A 17,986-nucleotide genomic window follows, 5' to 3' on the forward strand; every position below is an offset into this window, starting at 1 on the left:
GGAAGCCCCGCACGAGGCGTATCGGCTCGTGCGGGGTTCTCTCTGTGGCGTTCTCTCTGTGCCGCGCCCGCCCCGGTCAGACGGGCAGTGACTTCTTGAGGATCTTGCCCGCGGGGTTCCTGGGCACCTCTTCGATGAACCGGATGTGCCGGGGCCGCTTGTACGCGGCGAGGAGGCCGGCCAGGTGGGCCCGCACCTCGTCGGGGGTGGTCCCGTCCTCGGCCACCACGAAGGCCAGAGGCACCTCGCCGTAGTCGGCGTCCGCCACTCCGACCACGGCGGCGTCGTGCACCGCGGGGTGGGCACGCAGTGCCTGTTCGATCTCCCTCGGGTAGACGTTCTGCCCCGCCCGGATGATCAGATCCTTGCTCCGGTCGATCAGGTGCACCCGGCCGTCACGGTCGATGAAGCCGAGGTCGCCGGTGCGGATCCAGCCGTCCGTCGTGATGTCGGCGGTGGCCTTGTCGTCGTTCCAGTAGCCGCGCATCACTCCGGGACCGCGCGCACAGATCTCCCCGATCTCGCCCGGGGGCACCTCCTGGTCCTTGGGGCCCAGGGCCTTCGCCGACATGCCGGGGATCACCCGGCCGGCCGGGATCACGTCGACGGCACCCGGCGCGGGGTGCTCGTCCGGACCGAGTGTGACGAACGGACCGCCCACCTCGGTCATCCCGTAGACCTGCCGGAAGCCGCAGCCGAGCCGTTCGACGGCCTCGGCGTAGACCTCCGGCGGCATCGGCGCGGCGCCGTAGAGCACCTCGCGCAGACTCGACAGGTCCGTGCTCCGCAGCGCCTTCGCCTGCATCAGGAACCGGAGCATCTGAGGCACCAGCCAGACGTGCGTGGCCCGGTTGTGCTCGATCGCGGCCAGCGCCCGCTGCGGATGGAAGCCCGGCATGAGCACCACGGTGGCACCCGCGGCCATGTAGGTGAGGGAGACCACCATGCTGCCGTGGTACAGCGGGCAGCAGTTGACCAGCACGATGTCGTCCGTGGGCCGTACCTGGGCGAGCCAGCCGAGCGCGATGGCCCGGAAGGAGGCGTGGTCGACGGCGACACCCTTGGCCCGGCCGGTGGTCGCCGAGGTGTGCAGGATCGCCGCCGGCGCGTCGTCCGGCACATCGGGAAGGTCCGAAATCGCGGCAGGAGCCGGCACCGGCGAGTGGGGGAGAGCCGGCCCGTCCGCCTCGCACAGCGCGGCGAACTCCGGGTCGTCCACCGGCACGCGGATCCGCACCGGCAGATCCGGATGCCGTTCCAGCAGGGCCGACTCACCGATCACCGCCACCGGTTCGCAGGACTCCGCGAGTTCGGTCACCTCGGCGGGGGTGAGGCTGTGGTTGAGCGGGACGAACAGTGCTCCCAGCCGGGCCAGCGCGAAGTACGTCTCCAGGACCTCGACGCGGTCCAGCGAGAGGACGGCCACCCGGTCACCCCGGCGGATGCCCCGCCAGGAGAGCCCGCGGGCGAGCCGTTCCACCCTGTCGTGGAGCTCGGCCCAGGTGACGGAGCGGCGCGCGTCCACCAGCGCCGTCCGGTCGGGGAAGCACTGGCGGTTGCGCTGCAGCAACTGGGTCAGCCACATCACGCACTGCCCGGCTGCGGGGCGGAGCCGGCACGGTCGGCGAGGAACCGTTCGTAGTCCGCGATCGTGGACAGCTTCTCCATGTCCTGGGCGGTGATCTCCACCCCTGTGTGCCGTTCGACGAGCAGGATCAGACGGACGAGGTCTCCCGAGTCGATGCCGCTGGCGGCCAGATCGGTGTCGTCGCTGAGTTTCTCGGCGTACTCCGACGTCCCGGTCAGTTCGGTGAGTAGCTCACGTATCGTGCTCATGCCTGTCCACCCTTCACAACGCCGAATGGTCTCTCGGACCGGTAAGGAGGGGCGGGATAGCGCCGACAATCCCTTTCACCGCTGTGGTGTCACTCACGCCGTTCCGGCAGCAGGTGAGGGATTGAACCCACCGCGTCGCCACTCCTCCTTATGTGAAGCCCTCGGGTGAAGAGGGAAGAGAGGAGCGGAGGTTCCAGGTGACCACCGAGGCAGGTTCCACGGCCGCCCCTGCGGACGACGGGAAGCATCGCGACGAGTACTTCGAGGCACTCGTCGCGGCAGGCAAGTCCGTCGAACCCCGGGACTGGCTGCCCGACGGCTACCGGCGGATGGTGATCCGGCAGATCGCCCAGCACGCGCACTCGGAGATCATCGGCATGCAGCCGGAGGGATCCTGGCTGACCCGGGCCCCTTCCCTGCGGCGCAAGGCCGCCCTGCTCGCCAAGGTGCAGGACGAGGCCGGACACGGCCTGTACCTGTACGCGGCGGCGGAAACCCTCGGCGCCACCCGGGCCGAACTCCTCGACGGGCTGCACAGCGGACACCAACGGTCCTCGGACACGTTCAACCAACCCGCCCTGACCTGGGCCGACACGGGGGCGATCGCCTGGCTGACGGACGGCGCGGCGGTGATCAACCAGGCCCCGCTGTGCCGCACTTCCTACGGCCCGTACGCGCGGGCCATGCAACGGGTGTGCCAGGAGGAGACCTTCCACGTCCGTCAGGGATACGACCTGCTCTGGGCGCTGTGCCGGGGCACGAGGGAGCAGCGGGAGATGGCGCAGGACGCCGTCGACCGGTGGTGGCTGCCCGCGGTGGCCCTGATGTTCGGGCCGCCGGACACGGTCGAGGGCGGCGGAGCCGCCGGGACCGCTGCCCTGGGCGCCGCGGTCAGTCGCCGCTCGATGGCCTGGGGCATCAAACGCCACACCAACGACGAGTTGAGGCAGCGCTTCATGGACAACGTCGTCCCGCAGGCGGAGCGGCTCGGGGTGACGCTGCCCGACCCGGCGATCCGCTGGAACGAGGAACGCGGGCACTACGACTTCACCCCGGTGGACTGGCACGTGTACCGCACGGCCCTGGCCGCCGGCGAGCAGTGCGGCCGACGGCGGCTGGCGCACCGCGTGGCGGCCCATGAGAACGGTGCCTGGGTGCGCGCGGCGGCCGACGCCTACGCGGCACGCCGGGTGACGGAGAGGCAGGAGGCATGAGCCGCGCAGCCGCAGGGGCGCAGACGCCCTGGGAGGTGTTCATCAGGCCGCGCCGCGGCCTCTCCCACCAGCACGTCGGTTCGGTCCACGGCGCGGACGCCGACATGGCCATCGCCAACGCCAGGGACCTGTACACCCGCCGCGGGGACCCGGTGTCGATCTGGGTGGTGCGCTCCGACGCGGTGCGGGCCTCTTCTCCCGGCGAGAAGGATCCCTTCTTCAGCAACGGTGCGGACAAGCCCTACCGGTATCCGCAGATGTATGTGCCGCTCAACGAGGCGGACGCCCATGACGAGTGAACTCCCCGATACGCGGAACCGTCTCATCGCCGAGTACGCCCTCAGGCTCGGCGACGACGCGCTGGTCCTCTGTCAGCGACTGTGCGCCTGGGTGACCAACGCCCCTACCATCGAAGAGGACCTGGCGTTGTCGAACATCGCCCTGGACCTCCTCGGCCAGGCCCGGACCCTGCTGGCCTTCAGCGGCCGCTCGGACGGGACGAACCGCAGCGACGACGACCTCGCGTACCGCAGGACCGAGCGCGAGTTCCGCAACGCGCTGCTGCTGGAACTGCCGGGCGGCGACTTCGCCTTCACCATCGCCCGGCAACTGGCGTATACGCACTACACAAGCCTGCTGTACGGGCAGTTGGCGGCGTCGGCCGATGAGGGGCTGGCGTCCTTCGCCACTCGCGCGGCCAAGGAGGCGGAGTACCACTGTCTGCACGCCTCGCAGTGGACCGTACGGCTGGGCCTGGGAACCGAGGAGAGCCACCGGCGGATGCAGTCGGGCCTGGAACACATCTGGCCCTATGCGGCCGAGTTGTTCGAGGCCGACGACCTGACGACCCGGCTCGACACCGAAGGCACGGCGGTGGCCCCGGCCGGCCTGAGGGCCGCCTGGGAACGGGAGGTGACCGGGGTCCTGACGGAGGCCGGGCTCACCGTCCCGGCGCCGTCCTGGCAGGCGACCGGCGGGCGGTCGGGAGTTCACACCGAGGTGTTCGCCCCGCTGCTGGCCGAGTTCCAGTCGGTCTTCCGGCAGTATCCCGGGGGTCTGTGGTGAGCGCGGCCTTCCGGATGGACACCGACCAGGTCCGGGCCCGCGTGGAGACCGTACCGGACCCGGAACTGCCGATGGTCACCCTGGCAGACCTGGGCGTGATCCGTTCGGTGCGGGAGGACGCGGACCGAGTCGTGGAGGTCGTCGTCACGCCGACCTATCTCGGCTGTCCGGCGCTGCCGGTGATGGAGGCCGACCTGCGGACCGTACTGGCGGAGTGCGGGCACCCCGACGGGCGGGTGACGTGGGCGCTCTCGCCGGCGTGGACCACCGACTGGATCAGCGAGAGGGGTCGCGAACAGCTCGCCGCACACGGCATCGTGCCCCCCGGCGACGCCGGCGCACCGCTGCCGGTCCGGCTCGGCCTCGGCCGCCCCTGCCCGAACTGCGGCTCCGTGGCGACCCGGCCGCTCGGCCCGTTCGGGTCGACCGGATGCCAGACGATCCTGGTGTGCACCGCCTGCCGGGAGTCCTTCCCCCACATGAAGGCGGTGTGACGGCGCCCATGACGACGACCGAGCAGGGCACGGCGGAGCCCGCCGGGCCCGCGAGCGGATGGCACCGGCTGCGGGTGGCCCGGGTGCGGCCGCTCACCGATGACGCGGTGGCCCTCACCCTGGACGTGCCGGACCGGCTGGCCGATGCCTTCGCCCACCGGCCCGGCCAGCACGTGACCGTCCGGCACGTGCTGAACGGCACCGAGATCCGCCGCAGTTACTCGATCTGCCCGCCACCGTACGGGCGGGGCGGGCTGCGTCTGGTGGTCAAGCGGCTCGGTCCCGGAGGCTTCGCGGAGTACGCCACCACCGTGCTGAGCGCCGGTGACGCGCTGGACATCGCCCCTCCGAGCGGCGGCTTCGGGCTGGTGGCGCGGCCGGGGGCGCACCATGTGATGGTGGCCGCCGGCAGCGGTATCACTCCGCTGTCGAGCATGGCCGCGGCCGCACTGCGGGACGATCCGCGGTGCCGGGTGTCGCTGGTCTACCTCAACCGTACGGCCCGGTCGGTGCTGCTCGCCGACGAGCTGGCCGACCTCAAGGACGCCTACGTCGACCGGTTCCAGCCCCTGTACGTGCTGACCCGGGAGACCCGCGAGGCCGAGATGCTCTCCGGTCACGTCGACTCCGCGAGCCTGCCGAGACTGCTCCGCGCGGTCGGAGCCGAACCGGGCGACCACACGTACTTCTACCTCTGCGGGCCCTGGGGAATGGTCACGTCACTGCGCGAGGCCCTGACCGGGTGGGGCACCGAGACGGCACGGATACGCTCCGAAGTCTTCTCCCTCGACTCCCGCGACCCGTCACCACCGGCGGTCGAAGCGATCGGCCGCACCGTGCGGATCACCGCCTCCCTCGGCGGGCGGACGGCCGTGGCCGTCATGGAGGACCAGGACCGGGTGATGCTGGACGCCTTGCTGCGGGCCCGGCCGGACATCCCGTACTCCTGCCGCGAAGGCCTGTGCGGAAGCTGTCGCGCCAGGGTGACCCACGGAGCCGTCACCACCGGCCACCAGTACGTGCTGGGGCCCGATGAACTCGCGGCGGGATACACGCTTGCCTGCCGCGCCCGCCCGGAGTCCGACGAGACGGAGCTGGACTTCGACCTTTGAGCAGACGAGAAGGACGCCGCACGGCCACTGCCTGCCGTATCTCACCGCGCTGATCGGCGCACCCTGTTGAGGAGACGCGATGACCGACACCACGTCACTGCCCCGCCCTGCGGGGACGGACGACCCGCTGGTGACCTTCCAGGGAAAGACTCCCTACGACGACTACGTCCATGCCTCGGTGCTGTCCTCCCTTCAGCAGCCCCTGACCGACGCCCCGGACGAGATGGCGTTCCTGGTCACGACCCAAGTGATGGAGCTGTGGTTCACCCTGGTCGTCCACGAGTGGCGGTCCGCCCGGGAGGCACTGGTCAAGGACGACCACACGCGTGCCATGGACGCCCTGCGCCGCAGCATCAGCGCTCATCACGCGCTCAACGACTCCCTCCGGCCGATCGCGAGGATGACCCCGGCCCAGTTCAACGGGTTCCGTGCGGCCTTCGGCGCGGCGTCCGGCTTCCAGTCGGCGAAGTACCGGCAGATGGAGTTCCTGCTCGGCGACAAGTCCCGTTCGATGATGAACACGCAGCGGGAAGACCCCGAGGCGTACGCCGAGTTGGAGGAACTGCTGAGCCAGCCGTCGCTGTACGACGAGATCCTGGCCCACCTGCACCGCCGGGATCTGCCCGTCCCGGAGCACGTACTGCAACGCGATGTGACCGCCCCCTACGAGGCCGACCCGCAGGTCGAGGAGGTCTGGCGGCTCATCTACGCCGGCCCGCAGGACGACCCGCTGCTCGACCTGGCCGAGGCGCTGACCGATATCGCTGAGATGGTCATGCGCTGGCGTGCCGACCATCTGCTCGCCGTCCGCCGGGCGATGGGCTCCAAGACGGGCAGCGGCGGCTCCTCGGGGGTCGCCTGGCTGGAGAAACGAGCCGCCCGTCCCGTGTTCCCCGAGATCTGGACGGTGCGCGGTCGTGTCTAGGCGGATCTCCGAAGCCGCCGCCGAGGCGGAGCGCCGAGTACCGGGCCGCAAGCCCGATGCCTCGGCAGCGGCTCGGCCCCTGCACGGCGGCGCGCCCGGAGGCCGGGCCGGTTGTCCTGCCGGGGCCCGGCGCGCAGGCCTCCACGAGGTGATCGGCGTCTTCACCCGGCTGCCCCACCACGGGAAGGAGCGACCGTGACCGTCTCCGAGAGCGCACCCGCCCTGGAGGAACTGGCGGAACGGGCGTCCGCACTCGACACCGCGGACCCGCTGGCAACGCTGCGGCAGCGCTTCGTCCTGCCGGACGGAATCGTCTATCTGGACGGCAACTCGCTCGGTGCCCTGCCGGCCGCGGTGCCGGGAGCGCTCGCCGACGGCGTCCACCGGCAATGGGGTGTGGGCCTGATCGGCTCCTGGAACGAGCACCAGTGGTGGCAGGCGCCGCTGCGGGTGGGGGACGCGATCGGCAGGCTGCTCGGCGCGGCGCCCGGGCAGACCGTGGCGGGCGACTCCACCACCGTGCAACTGTTCAACGGCCTGACCGCGGCAGCGCGGCTGCGTCCCGGACGACGGCTGCTGCTGACCGACCCGGGCCACTTCCCGACCGACGGGTACATCGCCGACTCGGTGGCCCGGCTGCTCGGCCTGGAGGTTCGCCGGGTCGCGGTGGACGACCTGCCGCGCTGCCTGGCCGAACGGGGGGACGAGGTGGCGGTGGCCGGATACTCTCCGGTGGACTACCGCACCGGCGAGCTCCACGACATGGCCGCGATCACCCGTGCCGTACAGGATGCCGGGGGGCTGATGCTGTGGGATCTGTGCCACGCGACCGGCGCGCTGCCGGTCCGACTGGACAAGCTGGGCGTCGATCTGGCGGTGGGCTGCGGTTACAAGTTCCTGTCCGGCGGACCGGGCGCCCCGGCCTTCATCTACGTCGCCCGGCGCCACCAGGCCGCCTTCGACCATCCGCTCACCGGCTGGAACGGGCATGCGGACCCCTTCGGACTGAACGGTGACTACACCCCTGCCCCAGGAGTGGAGCGGGCTCGAATCGGCACGCCGCCGATCCTGTCCCTGCTCGCGCTGGAGGCCGCCCTCACCGCCTTCGAGGGAGTCGGCATGGAGCAGGTCCGGGCCAAGAGCCTGTCGCTGACCGGGTACTTCATCGACTGCGCCGACACCCTGCTGAATGGTCTCGGTTTCACCGTGGTCACTCCCCGGGACCCGCACCGGCGCGGCAGCCAGGTGGCGCTGCGGCACCCGGACGCGTACGCACTGGTGCGCGCGCTGGCCGCCCGCGGCGTCATCGGCGACATGCGGACTCCGGACCTGCTGCGGTTCGGTGTCAACGCCCTGTACGTCTCCCATCGCGACATGCTGACGGCCGTACGACATCTGCGGGAGGCGGTGACTCGCGGGGAGCACCGGGACCCGCGTCTGCGACAGCGCGCCACCGTCACCTGAGCGCCCGGCACAAGAGCTGTGCGGGCGGGTTCGTCAGGCGGACTGCTGGTGCCAGGCGTCGTGGAAGTTTCGCCGGGCCCGGTGCAGCCGGGAGCGGACCGTCCCGAGCGGCACGGCGAGCGCCGTTGCCATCTCCTGCTCGTCCAGGCCGTAGACCGCGCGGAGGGTGAGTACCTCGCGATGGTGGTTGGGCAGCCGGTCCAGCACGTCGCTGATGTGGACGGCGGCCATGGGGTTGGTGTCCTGCGCCAGGTCGGGCAGATCCTCGGCCGCGAAGTCGCCCAGGCGCCGGCGGGTACGGACGGCTTCGCGGACCGCGATCGCGCGGGCCCAGGTGTAGAAGGCACGGGGCTCGCGCAGTCCGTGGATGCCGCGGTAGATCGCGAGCATCGCCTCCTGCGCGGCATCCGGGCCGTGCCGCCGGGTGACTCGCTGACACTGCCGCACGACCAGGGGCGTGACGTGCTGCAACAGGTCGTTCATGGCCTGCGGGTCGCCGGCCTGGGCGCGCGGCAACAGGGTGCTCACCTGCGGGGCCTGGCGGTCGCGGAGCGGGATGACGTCGGCGTTGTGGGACTCGGCGCTCGTCTCGGACGTGTTTGAGCCAAGGGGGCTGGACATGGGGCCTCACGAGTGCGGTGGGGGGCGGGGCTGCTCTGTTCTCCTTGAGGACGTCCTTGGGCGTCGGTCGCCGTGGTCAGTGCTGACGGCCCGGCTTCGCGAGGCGACGCGCCTGCTGACGTGCACGGTGCGTTCGCGATGAGGCGCCTGTTCGGCCGGGGCGGCGGTCCCGGGGACGGCAGCGCTCGTCAGCAGAACCCGGACGGCTTGTGCGCCGAGTGAGCGCGGGCATCGGGATTCCCATGCCCAAAGCCTGGCCAGGCCGACTGGAGTCTGCCTCGAAGCCCGGCCGAGTGAGCGTGGTCGTGCTGTCCGGCCGGTTTCGAGGGCTGCTCCGGACAGCCCGCGCCCGTCCTCAAGCGGATATCTGCCGAAGTGCGACTCGACAGTGGTGTGATCCGTTGCGGGCCCTGTGCTCCCGGACCGATGGAGGCGTACGTGAAGCCAGGGCGATCCGGCGCTGAGGTCGACGTGCTGGAACACGGCAAGAAGAACTCTCGAGGTCATAGCCGTGAAAAGAAGCTGTTCGGAGTCGAGTTGAAGGGAATTCCCATGTCTTCTCTGACCGAGGCGGTGCTGGCCGGCGCGGATCCGGAAGAACTGCTACGGGAGGAAGTCCCGGACGAATACCTGGCCGCCCACCTTCGCAAGGAAGACGTGGAGATCTTCGCGGGGGTCGAGGACAAGGACGTCCGGAAATCGCTCCACGTGGGCATGGTGCCCATGCCGGAACTGGCCCCGGACGAGGTGCTGGTGGCCGTGATGGCCAGTTCCGTCAACTACAACAGCGTCTGGTCGGCCATGTTCGAACCGATCCCGACCTTCACCTTCCTGGAACGCTTCGGCAGGGAGGGCGGTCACGCCGCCCGGCACGACCAGCCCTACCACGTCATCGGGTCCGACGCCGCCGGCGTCATCGTCCGCGTGGGCTCCGGCACTCGCAGATGGCGGGTGGGCGACCACGTCGTCGTCAGCCCCATCCAGGCCGACGACCAGGAGCCGATGACGCATGCCGACGGTGTGCTCGGCAGCGGGCAGCGCGCCTGGGGCTTTGAGACCAACTTCGGCGGACTGGCGCACTACACGGTGGTTCGGGCGAGCCAGCTCCTGCCCAAGCCGGCCCATCTGACCTGGGAGGAGGCAGCCGTCAACCTGCTGACGGCCGGGACCGCCTACCGGATGCTGATCAGCGACCGAGGGGCCCGGATCAAGCTCGGCGATGTCGTCCTGATCTGGGGAGCGGCCGGCGGCCTCGGCGCCTACGCCGTCCAACTGGTCAAGAACGCAGGCGGCATACCGGTCGGCGTGGTCGGCTCGGAGGACAAGGCACAACTGGTGCGGGCCCTCGGCTGCGATGTGGTGATCAACCGTGCGGAGATCGGCCTGAACGGCGACAGTGCACCCGAGGACCCGATCACGCTCGGCAAGCGGCTGGGCAGGATCATCCGCAAGGAGACCGGCGAGGATCCCCACGTGGTCTTCGATTTCGTCGGCGCGGCGACCTTCGGGATCTCGGTGTTCGTGGTCCGCCGCGGGGGCACGGTCGTCACCTGCGGATCGAGTACCGGCTATCAGCACCAGTACGACAACCGCTATCTGTGGATGAACCTGAAGCGCATCGTGGGCAGCCACGCCGCCAACCTTCAGGAAATGGCGGAGTGCAACCGGCTGTTCGGCCTCTCGAAGCTCCTTCCGGCGCTCTCCGACGTTCATCCGCTGGAGGAAAGCGGTGCGGCGATACGCCTGGTCCAGCAGAACCGCCACGTCGGAAAGGTCGGAGTGCGCTGCCTGGCTCCTCGCGAGGGACTGGGCGTCACCGATCCCGAACTGCGGGAGCGGATCGGGGAGAAGCGGATCACCTTGATGCGAAATCCCGTCTGAAGGAGACACTGCCCCATGAGTTCCCGCTCCATAGGAATCCTGAGTACGGGTTCGTATCTTCCGAAGCAGGAGGTGAGCAACGCCGAGGTCGCCGAACGCGTCGGAGTGGAATCCGAATGGATCGAGCGCAGGACACAGATCAGGAGCCGGCGTTACGCGGCACCCGACGAGGCGACGTCCGATCTGGCCGCCCGCGCGGCGGCCGAGGCGCTGGACCGCGCCGGCTCGAAGGCCGAGGACGTGGATTACCTGATCGTCTCCACCTCGACGGGGGACTCGCCGCAGCCTCCCACCGCCTGCCTGGTGCAGGACCTCCTGGGCGCCACTCGCGCCGCCTGCTTCGACGTCAACGTGGTGTGCAGCGGCTTCGTCTACGCCCTCGCGCTCGCCCGTGCCCTGGTCTTCCAGCGGCCGGAGAGTCTTGTCCTCGTGGTCGCCGCCGACGTTTACTCCCGGTGCCTGGACTTCTCCGACCGCCGCACGGCGGTGCTGCTCGGCGACGGCGCCGGGGCGGCGCTCGTCGGCCGGACGGCGGACGGGTCCGGCTTCGTCGACTTCGAACTCGCCAGCCGCGGCGATGCCCAGCGGCTGATCCGGGTGGACGCGGGCGGCAGCCGTCTGCCGGCCTCCGCCGAGACCCTCGCCCGCGGTGACCACTTCTTCCGCATGGACGGGCGGGGCGTGCGGGACTTCGTGATGGAGAACTTCCCGCCCTTCGCGCGACGCCTGGCCGACAGGACGGGCATTGCGCTCAGCGAGGTGCGGCACTTCGTTCCCCACCAGCCCAACGGTGTGCTGCTCTCCCAACTCGCCGAAGCGGGCGGCCTGGCCCACGCGCACACGCACCGCACGTTGGAGCGCTACGGCAACACCGGGAGCGCCTCGGCCGCGGTCACCCTGGACGACGCCGCCCGCGCGGGACACCTGAGGCCCGGCGACCTGGTGATGCTGGGAACCTTCGGAGGGGGCATGTCGATGGCGGCCGCCTACCTGCGCTGGGGGGCGGTCGCGTGATGCCGGCGTCACACGGGCAGCAAGCGGCGGGCCGCGTGGAGCGGGTCGGCGTCGTCGGCTGCGGACTGATGGGCTCGGGCATCGCCGAACTGTCGGCGCTGGCCGGGTACGACGTGCGGGTGGCCGTCTCCTCCAGGGACTCGCTCGCGGCGGGCCGGGGCCGTGTCCTCGCCTCCCTCGACCGGGCGGTGCGCGCGGAGCGGATCGGCGCGGCCGACCGGGAGGCCGCGCTGGGCCGGATCTCCTTCACCACCGACCTGATCGACCTGGCGGACCGTCACCTGGTGATCGAAAGCATCGCCGAGGACAAGGCCGCCAAGGTCGAGCTGTTCGCCCAGCTCGACAAGACGTTGGAGGATCCGGAGGCGATCCTGGCCTCGAACACCTCCTCCCTGTCCATCACGGCCATGGCGAGCGCGACCGGTCGGCCCGAGCAGGTCCTGGGCCTCCACTTCTTCAGCCCGGCGCAGCGCATCCCGCTCGTCGAGATCATCTCGTCCCTGCACACGACGGAGTCGGCCTCGGCCCGGGCCGAGGACTTCGTGACCGCGGGCCTCGGCAAGCAGGCCATCCGGTCCACGGACCGCACCGGGTTCGTGGTGAACGCGCTGCTGGTGCCGTATCTGCTGAGCGCCGTGCGGATGGTCGAGTCCGGCTTCGCCTCCTGCGAGACCATCGACAGCGGCATGACGCTGGGCTGCTCCCACCCCGTGGGCCCGCTCAAGCTCGCCGACCTGATCGGGCTGGACGTCCTGCGCTCGGTGGCCGACGCCCTCTACGACGAGTTCAAGGAGGCGCTCTACGCCCCGCCGCCGCTGCTGACGCGCATGGTGGAGAGCGGACTGCTGGGCAGGAAGACGGGGCGAGGGTTCTACCGCTACCGGTGAACGCGACCCACTGGTGATCGAGGCGGCACGGGCCCTGCCCGTGCCGCGGAAGGGGACGACCCATGACGCAGGTCTTCTCGGCCAGGACCTGGCTCACTCTCTACTGCTTGCCGCACGCGGGCGGCGGCGCACGGCCGTACCACCGCCTGGAGGCCGCGGTACCACGAGGAGTGCGGGTGGTCCCGCTGGAACTGCCCGGCCATGGGACGCGGTTGCGTGAACCCCTGTTGCGGGAGATCGGGCAGGTCGTGACCGAGGTGATCCGTCTGATGGGGGAGGACCGGAGCCGGCCCTTCGCTCTGTTCGGCCATAGTTTCGGCGGCCTCGTCGGCTACGAGACCACACGGCGGCTCGGGCGGTTGGGCACACCGCCCGAACTGCTGCTCGTCTCCGGGCGCACCAGCCCCGTCTGGCCGCTGTCCCACGAACCCCTCCACCGGCTTCCGGATCCGTTGTTCATGGCCGGGCTGAGCCGGATGGGCGGCATCCCGCAAGCCCTGCTCGCGAGTCCGTCGGTGCTGCAGGTGTACCTGCCGTCGCTCCGCGCCGACCTGCGGATGGTCGAGACCTACGCGCATACGCACAGCGAGCCGTTGGACGTGCCGATCGCCGCCTTCGCGGGACTCCAGGACCGGCTGACCGATCCGGCGGGCATGGAGGCTTGGGCCTCACTCACCGAAAGGTCCTTCGATCTGACGCTGCTGCGCGGGGGCCACTTCTTCCTCGACGAGCCGGAGTTCCGGACGGCCCTTGAGGCCCGGCTCGGCCGGATCGGTCCTCAGACCGATCCGGTGACGACCGAGCCGGGCCCGACCGCGGGACCGAACCGGCATGGCGCCGGCTGGTCGTCCGCCGAGTAGCCGAGTAGCCGGGGGCCGGGGGACTGACCCGCGGTTTTCATGTGGTCGAGGTCCACCAGGAGGCCCGGGCCCTCGCATCGCACCGGTCCTGAGCCCCAGTACGTCCCGTATCAGGACTTCCGGCCGGCCCACCGCGAGCATGGGGGTCGGAACGTCGCTCGGGATCGACGGTGGCGGGTCCGGGAGCGCAGAGACCCCGGACGTGCCTCAAGCGGCGCTGGTCCGGCTGTTCGACGGGGTCGCGGTGCGGTGGTGGGACGGATCGAAGCTGCGGCGGTCGGAGAACTCCTCCCCGACGAGCACCGCCTGGTGCAGCCGCTTCAGCCGTTGCGAGGGTTCCAGACCCAGCTCCGTCACCAGGGCCGAGCGCAGTCGCTGGTAGGCCTCCAGGGCCCGCCACGCGCCGCCGGACCGGTACAGGGCCGTCATGAGCTGCGCGCAGAACGTCTCGTGCATGGGGTGCTGGGCGGCCAGTACGGAGAGCTCCGGGACGAGTTCGGCATGACGGCCCAGTCCGAGGTCCGCGTCGATCCGCTGCGCCAGGACGGTCAGTCGCTTCTCCTCCAGCCCGACGACGTCCAGCTCCAGCACCCGGCCCACCTTCACATCCATCAGCGCGGGCCCGCGCCAGAGCGCGATGGCCTGGCCGAGGAGCCTGGAGGCTGTGAGGTCGTCGCCCGCCTCGAAGGCCTTGCCGCCCGAGGCGGCCAGTTTCTCGAATTCCTGTGCGTCCACCCGCTCGGGGCAGGCCCGCAGGACGTACCCGCCGTGCTGGGTCACCAGTACGTTCTTCGCCGTCACGGCGTCGCGTTTCAGGGCGGTGGCGAGCTTGCGGCGCAACTGCAGGATGTAGGTCTGGAGTGTCGTGGCGGCGCTGCGCGGCAGTTCCTCGCCCCAGATCTCCTCCATCAGGGTTGACGCGGGGACCACGCGATCGGCCTGTAGTGCCAGGAGTGCCAGGACCTGGCGGGGTTTGGTGGCACTCGGGGCGAACGACGACTGTCCATAGGTGGCTGTGAACGGCCCGAGAACCGTGATGTCCGTCATCTTCGTCCTCTGCTGTCTGGGGAACTCCCGGCCTAGAACACTGGCAGGATCATGCTGCGGGGCCCAGTGATCCATTCATGAGTTTGTATGTGAATATGACATGTCATGGCTCAAGCGGCCGGGCGGCCACCGGCCCGGCGCGCCGCCCCGCTCGCTCGATGGCCCGCGACGCCCCCTCCGCAGCAGGGTGTTTTCGTAAATGTCCACCAAGGTCAGATCTGTCCGGGAAAGCTTTGAAGCTCTATGGCTTTAGGGAATCTTGACAGGATGGTCAGGTCTGCCATCATGGATCCATGATCATCCCCCACGTATCCCCCCGCTTAATTTCGCGTCGGAATGATCGCCGTGTGGCGCATCGCACAATCGGAAAGATGTATTCGCCACTCGGCCGGGGGTGGGCCTGCCGGGCCGGGCTCGGCGCGGTGGAGAAGGTGCCGGGCGGGGCGGAGATCCACTGCGTCACTTGCGCATGTGCCCTTCCCCTTGGGGGAGTTGGAGCGCACACGTCGAAGGCGGCATGTGTGTGTCCATGCCTGTTGGGCGGGTTTCGGAGGGTGCCATGGGGGCATGGATCTGGTGCTGCGGAGCGGAATTCCAGGTCAGTGGTGCGCCGGGTCGGCCATATCGAAAACGGAGACAGGAAGTCGAAATAGAGGGCCGGGGCGTATCCTTGGCATTCGCCTCTGCGTCATTTTTGCGCTCCGAATGCTTCACGCATTCGCGGAAGTCTATCCGTCATCGACTGCCTTCTGTGCGGCAGTCACTGGGCGACCGGAATCGGTATTCGTATGACATGGGTGCGAGGTTCGGGCGGCGGCGGTCGTCCTGACGTCCGGTCGGTCAGGAAGACGAGGACTCCCGCATCGTGCGGCACGTTGGAGGCATGGCCGGTACCGGCCGGTGTCCGTGATGAGAGGAACTCCGGACGGCCTGGACCGGCTGCGGGACCTCGCGGCGGCGGTATCTCCTCCACTGGTTCCGGCAGTGGACCGGTGCGTCCGTGAGATGGCCAGGGGCCACCCGGGCTGGACCGGCGCTCGACGCCGTGCCGGCCGTCGTGCCGAGGAAGGGAGCACCAACGTCATGAGGCCCAGTCAGGTCAGGACCCGTCACATCACGCTCGTCGCGTCCGGCGGAACCGCGCGACGTGTCAGGGCGGACGCCTGCCTGGCGGAGTTCGGTGACCACGCGCGGGCGCCGCTGCGGCCTTCGCGCAGGCGGGCAGTGGTTGCCGAGAAGCACGGGGGCAGAGCAAGTGCACCGGCGTGGGGCCGGAGCGCACGGACCCAACGAAAGTACACGATCATGCACACCAGAATCCTGCTCGCCGAGGAGGTTCACATGGTCCGTGGGGCACTGACGGCCCTGTTGGAGCGGGAAGCGGATCTGCTCGTCGTGGCCTCGGTGAGCAGTGTGAACGACATCGTGCCGACCGCTCTCCAAACCCGGCCCGACGTAGCGGTGCTCGACATCGACGGATCCGGCCCGGACGTGCTCACCGCGGTGGCCGAACTCCACCAGGAGCTCCCCGGCTGCCGCACTCTGATCCTCAGCTCCTGTGGCCGCCCGAACCTGTTGCGACGTGCGCTGGCCGCCCACGCGCGGGGGTTCCTCCTCAAGGACGACCCGCCGGACCGGCTCGCCGAGGCGGTGCGCACGCTTGCCGCCGGCCAGAACCTCTTCGATCCCGTACTGCTGATGGAAGCGTGGAACTCGCAAGAGAGTCCCCTCTCGGCTCGGGAGACGGAGGTCCTGAGGCAGGCCGCTCGGGGTGCTGACGTCGCAGAGATAGCCGAGAGCCTGTGTCTGTCCGAAGGGACCGTGCGCAACTATCTGACCTCCGTCGTCTCCAAGCTCGGTGCGCGCAACCGCATCGACGCGGTCCGGATCGCCTACGACGAATGCTGGTTACCCTGAGCCGGGGCCAGGCGGCGCATGGTGTCGGCGACAGCGATCGCACCGGGCGCGCCGGGCTCGATGAGCGTGTAGTGGCCGATGCCGGACAGGACGACGGTCTCCAGATCGTCGTGGACCGTCGCGTAGTCCGTGAACTGCGACAGTGGCACCTCCTCGTCGACCGCTCCGTGCAACAGTACGGTCCGCACGCCCGTCGTCCCCGGCCCCTTCAGCAGCGTCAGCGGATCGACGTACGGCATCCGGGCCTCGAACAGGTCCGGCCCGCCCAGGAGTTGTAGCGCCGCGTCGTTGCTGAGCCGGTCCCGGCGGGTGGCCCGCAGGTCGGTCAGCGGGGCGAGGGCGAGCACGGCGGGCGGGAGGGACGTCGTGTACCAGGGCGAGTCGGCGGGCAGGAGAGCGCGGGCCGCGCACCACAGGGCGAGATGGCCGCCGGAGCAGTGGCCGGCCAGGACGTACGGCCTGCCTTCGGGCAGTGTGCCGACGATCCGGGCGATGTCGTCGAAGGTCTCCGGATAACCGCCGGCGCCCCCGGACCGGCGAAAGCCCGGCAGCAGCACGGAGAAGCCCTGCTTCGCCAGCCAGGAGGCGAACGGCGTCAGGTGCATCCGGTCGTAGCGCCAGTACCCGCCGTGCAGCAACACCACCAGCGGTGCTTCCGGATCCTCGGCGGGCCAGGCGTCGTAGACCTGGTGCGGGTGGTCACCGTACTTCCCGTGCACGGGTGCGAGGACCGGCTTCAGGCTCAGGACGCGCTGCTCCTCCTCGGCGGCGTAGGCCGAGATCTCCCTCATGAGGTGCTCCTCGGGACTGCCGCCCTGTTGGGACGGCTGGAAACGGGTGGGGACGCGCGAGACGGCCGGCCTACAGGCCGAGGCCGACGCCACCGGTCGCGTCGAGCCACTGGCCGGTCACCCAGCGGGCGTCCTCGCTCGCGACGAAGGCGACCACGTCCGCGATGTCGGCCGGCCGGCCGAGCCGGCCGAACGCCGAGTGCGCGGACAGTGCCTGCCGGATCTGCGGGTTCTTCAGGGTCGGGTTGATCTCGGTCTCGGTGAAACCGGGAGCGACCGTGTTCACGGTGATGTTCCGCGGGGCGAGTTCGAGGGCGAGGGACAGCGTCAGGTGGTCCAGGGCCGCCTTGGTCATGGAATACGCGATGATCCCCGGGTACGCGAAGCGCGTGGCCGCCGACGAGATGTTGATGATCCGGCCGCCGTCCCGCAGTCGGCGGAGGCCCTGCTGGAGGATGAAGAACGGGGCCTTGGTGTTGATGGCGAAGACACGGTCGTAGTCCTCCTCGGTGACGTGCTCGATCGTCCGGGGAAGCGTGATCCCGGCGTTGTTGACCAGGATGTCCAGGCCCGGTTCGGTATCCGGGGCATGCGTGGCGAGCTCGCGGTCGAACGCGGACCACAAGGTGGCCGCGTCCGCGCGGACGCCCAGTTCCGCGTGGATCGCGAACGCCCGGCCGCCGTCTGTCTCGATCTCCTTGACCGTACGGTCCGCCGCCGCCTCGTCGTGCCCGTAGTGGACGGCGACCAGCGCGCCGTCCCGTGCCAGCCGTCTGCTGACGGCTCGTCCGATGCCGCGGCTGCCTCCCGTGACCAGCGCGGTCATGCCCTGGTGTCGTCCGGTGGCTGTCAAGGTCG

18 protein-coding genes are annotated in these 17,986 nt (G+C 70.2%); 12 read left to right on the forward strand and 6 right to left on the reverse strand.

The window, feature by feature from the left end:
* Positions 1–76: 76 nt before the first annotated feature.
* Together SLINC_RS44185 and SLINC_RS44190 are read right to left on the reverse strand one after the other, a co-directional pair.
* Positions 77–1,585, reverse strand: coding sequence for a class I adenylate-forming enzyme family protein (locus tag SLINC_RS44185; protein ID WP_067444172.1), 1,509 nt, complete (start codon positions 1,583–1,585; stop codon positions 77–79).
* Positions 1,585–1,836 (reverse strand): acyl carrier protein, encoded by a 252-nt coding sequence (locus tag SLINC_RS44190; protein ID WP_067444173.1) that lies wholly within the window; start codon positions 1,834–1,836, stop codon positions 1,585–1,587. The genes SLINC_RS44185 and SLINC_RS44190 overlap by 1 nt, the downstream gene beginning before the upstream one ends.
* 197 nt (positions 1,837–2,033) lie before the next feature.
* On the opposite strand from SLINC_RS44190, the gene paaA reads away from it, so the two are divergent.
* The 7 genes from paaA (at position 2,034) to kynU (ending at position 8,110) form a co-directional block, all read left to right on the forward strand.
* Positions 2,034–3,050 (forward strand): 1,2-phenylacetyl-CoA epoxidase subunit PaaA, encoded by a 1,017-nt coding sequence (gene paaA / locus SLINC_RS44195; RefSeq protein WP_067444176.1) that lies wholly within the window; start codon positions 2,034–2,036, stop codon positions 3,048–3,050.
* Positions 3,047–3,349, forward strand: a complete 303-nt coding sequence (gene paaB, locus SLINC_RS44200; RefSeq protein ID WP_067444178.1) for a 1,2-phenylacetyl-CoA epoxidase subunit PaaB — start codon at positions 3,047–3,049, stop codon at positions 3,347–3,349. Before paaA ends, paaB begins: the two co-directional genes overlap by 4 nt.
* Positions 3,339–4,115 (forward strand): 1,2-phenylacetyl-CoA epoxidase subunit PaaC, encoded by a 777-nt coding sequence (paaC, locus tag SLINC_RS44205; RefSeq protein ID WP_067444180.1) that lies wholly within the window; start codon positions 3,339–3,341, stop codon positions 4,113–4,115. The genes paaB and paaC overlap by 11 nt, the downstream gene beginning before the upstream one ends.
* On the forward strand, positions 4,112–4,609 hold the full coding sequence (paaD, locus tag SLINC_RS44210; RefSeq protein WP_335743786.1) for a 1,2-phenylacetyl-CoA epoxidase subunit PaaD: 498 nt from the start codon (positions 4,112–4,114) through the stop codon (positions 4,607–4,609). Before paaC ends, paaD begins: the two co-directional genes overlap by 4 nt.
* An 8-nt stretch (positions 4,610–4,617) precedes the next feature.
* Positions 4,618–5,721, forward strand: coding sequence for a 2Fe-2S iron-sulfur cluster-binding protein (locus SLINC_RS44215; RefSeq protein WP_067446507.1), 1,104 nt, complete (start codon positions 4,618–4,620; stop codon positions 5,719–5,721).
* A 79-nt stretch (positions 5,722–5,800) separates the two neighbouring features.
* Entirely contained in the window at positions 5,801–6,646 is an 846-nt protein-coding gene (locus tag SLINC_RS44220) for a tryptophan 2,3-dioxygenase (protein ID WP_067444184.1), read from the forward strand.
* Between the two features lie 195 nt (positions 6,647–6,841).
* Positions 6,842–8,110 carry a kynureninase gene (gene kynU / locus SLINC_RS44225; RefSeq protein WP_237282039.1) on the forward strand — a complete coding sequence of 423 codons (1,269 nt, stop codon included), beginning with the start codon at positions 6,842–6,844 and terminating at the stop codon, positions 8,108–8,110.
* A gap of 33 nt (positions 8,111–8,143) precedes the next feature.
* Here the strand turns inward: kynU and SLINC_RS44230 are convergent, their stop codons facing one another.
* Complete coding sequence (locus SLINC_RS44230) at positions 8,144–8,731, reverse strand: RNA polymerase sigma factor (protein ID WP_079165022.1); 588 nt, start codon at positions 8,729–8,731, stop codon at positions 8,144–8,146.
* 552 nt (positions 8,732–9,283) lie between these two features.
* Between SLINC_RS44230 and ccrA the strand changes: the two genes are divergently transcribed.
* The 4 genes from ccrA (at position 9,284) to SLINC_RS44250 (ending at position 13,373) form a co-directional block, all read left to right on the forward strand.
* Entirely contained in the window at positions 9,284–10,612 is a 1,329-nt protein-coding gene (ccrA, locus tag SLINC_RS44235; RefSeq protein WP_067444186.1) for a crotonyl-CoA carboxylase/reductase, read from the forward strand.
* A 15-nt stretch (positions 10,613–10,627) separates the two neighbouring features.
* Positions 10,628–11,626 (forward strand): 3-oxoacyl-ACP synthase III family protein, encoded by a 999-nt coding sequence (locus SLINC_RS44240; protein WP_067444189.1) that lies wholly within the window; start codon positions 10,628–10,630, stop codon positions 11,624–11,626.
* Positions 11,626–12,513, forward strand: coding sequence for a 3-hydroxybutyryl-CoA dehydrogenase (locus tag SLINC_RS44245; RefSeq protein WP_067444191.1), 888 nt, complete (start codon positions 11,626–11,628; stop codon positions 12,511–12,513). Before SLINC_RS44240 ends, SLINC_RS44245 begins: the two co-directional genes overlap by 1 nt.
* Positions 12,514–12,575: 62 nt before the next feature.
* A complete protein-coding gene (locus SLINC_RS44250; protein WP_067444193.1) occupies positions 12,576–13,373 on the forward strand; it encodes a thioesterase II family protein in 798 nt (265 codons plus the stop codon).
* 207 nt (positions 13,374–13,580) lie between these two features.
* Here SLINC_RS44250 and SLINC_RS44255 read toward each other — a convergent pair whose 3' ends face one another.
* Positions 13,581–14,420, reverse strand: coding sequence for an AfsR/SARP family transcriptional regulator (locus SLINC_RS44255; RefSeq protein WP_067444195.1), 840 nt, complete (start codon positions 14,418–14,420; stop codon positions 13,581–13,583).
* Positions 14,421–15,725: 1,305 nt separating this feature from the next.
* On the opposite strand from SLINC_RS44255, the gene SLINC_RS44260 reads away from it, so the two are divergent.
* Positions 15,726–16,337, forward strand: a complete 612-nt coding sequence (locus SLINC_RS44260; RefSeq protein WP_067444197.1) for a response regulator transcription factor — start codon at positions 15,726–15,728, stop codon at positions 16,335–16,337.
* On the opposite strand, the gene SLINC_RS44265 is transcribed toward SLINC_RS44260, so the two are convergent.
* Together SLINC_RS44265 and SLINC_RS44270 are read right to left on the reverse strand one after the other, a co-directional pair.
* A complete protein-coding gene (locus SLINC_RS44265; protein ID WP_067444199.1) occupies positions 16,313–17,128 on the reverse strand; it encodes an alpha/beta hydrolase family protein in 816 nt (271 codons plus the stop codon). The two genes, SLINC_RS44260 and SLINC_RS44265, sit on opposite strands and share 25 nt — an antisense overlap.
* A 70-nt stretch (positions 17,129–17,198) precedes the next feature.
* Positions 17,199–17,981, reverse strand: coding sequence for an SDR family oxidoreductase (locus tag SLINC_RS44270; protein WP_067444201.1), 783 nt, complete (start codon positions 17,979–17,981; stop codon positions 17,199–17,201).
* Between the last annotated feature and the right edge of the window lie 5 nt (positions 17,982–17,986).

It is taken from the genome of Streptomyces lincolnensis (genome assembly GCF_001685355.1).
GTDB classification, from domain to species: Bacteria; Actinomycetota; Actinomycetes; order Streptomycetales; family Streptomycetaceae; genus Streptomyces; species Streptomyces lincolnensis.

Bases quoted from the DNA above. Each gene is read 5' to 3' on its own strand.
- SLINC_RS44240 (WP_067444189.1), top strand. From the start codon at position 10,628: ATGAGTTCCCGCTCCATAGGAATCCTGAGTACGGGTTCGTATCTTCCG.
- SLINC_RS44215 (WP_067446507.1), top strand. From the start codon at position 4,618: ATGACGACGACCGAGCAGGGCACGGCGGAGCCCGCCGGGCCCGCGAGC.
- paaB (WP_067444178.1), top strand. From the start codon at position 3,047: ATGAGCCGCGCAGCCGCAGGGGCGCAGACGCCCTGGGAGGTGTTCATC.
- SLINC_RS44190 (WP_067444173.1), bottom strand. From the start codon at position 1,836: ATGAGCACGATACGTGAGCTACTCACCGAACTGACCGGGACGTCGGAG.
- paaC (WP_067444180.1), top strand. From the start codon at position 3,339: ATGACGAGTGAACTCCCCGATACGCGGAACCGTCTCATCGCCGAGTAC.
- SLINC_RS44245 (WP_067444191.1), top strand. From the start codon at position 11,626: ATGCCGGCGTCACACGGGCAGCAAGCGGCGGGCCGCGTGGAGCGGGTC.
- SLINC_RS44250 (WP_067444193.1), top strand. From the start codon at position 12,576: ATGACGCAGGTCTTCTCGGCCAGGACCTGGCTCACTCTCTACTGCTTG.
- SLINC_RS44260 (WP_067444197.1), top strand. From the start codon at position 15,726: ATGCACACCAGAATCCTGCTCGCCGAGGAGGTTCACATGGTCCGTGGG.
- SLINC_RS44265 (WP_067444199.1), bottom strand. From the start codon at position 17,128: ATGAGGGAGATCTCGGCCTACGCCGCCGAGGAGGAGCAGCGCGTCCTG.
- ccrA (WP_067444186.1), top strand. From the start codon at position 9,284: ATGTCTTCTCTGACCGAGGCGGTGCTGGCCGGCGCGGATCCGGAAGAA.
- SLINC_RS44255 (WP_067444195.1), bottom strand. From the start codon at position 14,420: ATGACGGACATCACGGTTCTCGGGCCGTTCACAGCCACCTATGGACAG.
- SLINC_RS44185 (WP_067444172.1), bottom strand. From the start codon at position 1,585: ATGTGGCTGACCCAGTTGCTGCAGCGCAACCGCCAGTGCTTCCCCGAC.
- SLINC_RS44230 (WP_079165022.1), bottom strand. From the start codon at position 8,731: ATGTCCAGCCCCCTTGGCTCAAACACGTCCGAGACGAGCGCCGAGTCC.
- SLINC_RS44220 (WP_067444184.1), top strand. From the start codon at position 5,801: ATGACCGACACCACGTCACTGCCCCGCCCTGCGGGGACGGACGACCCG.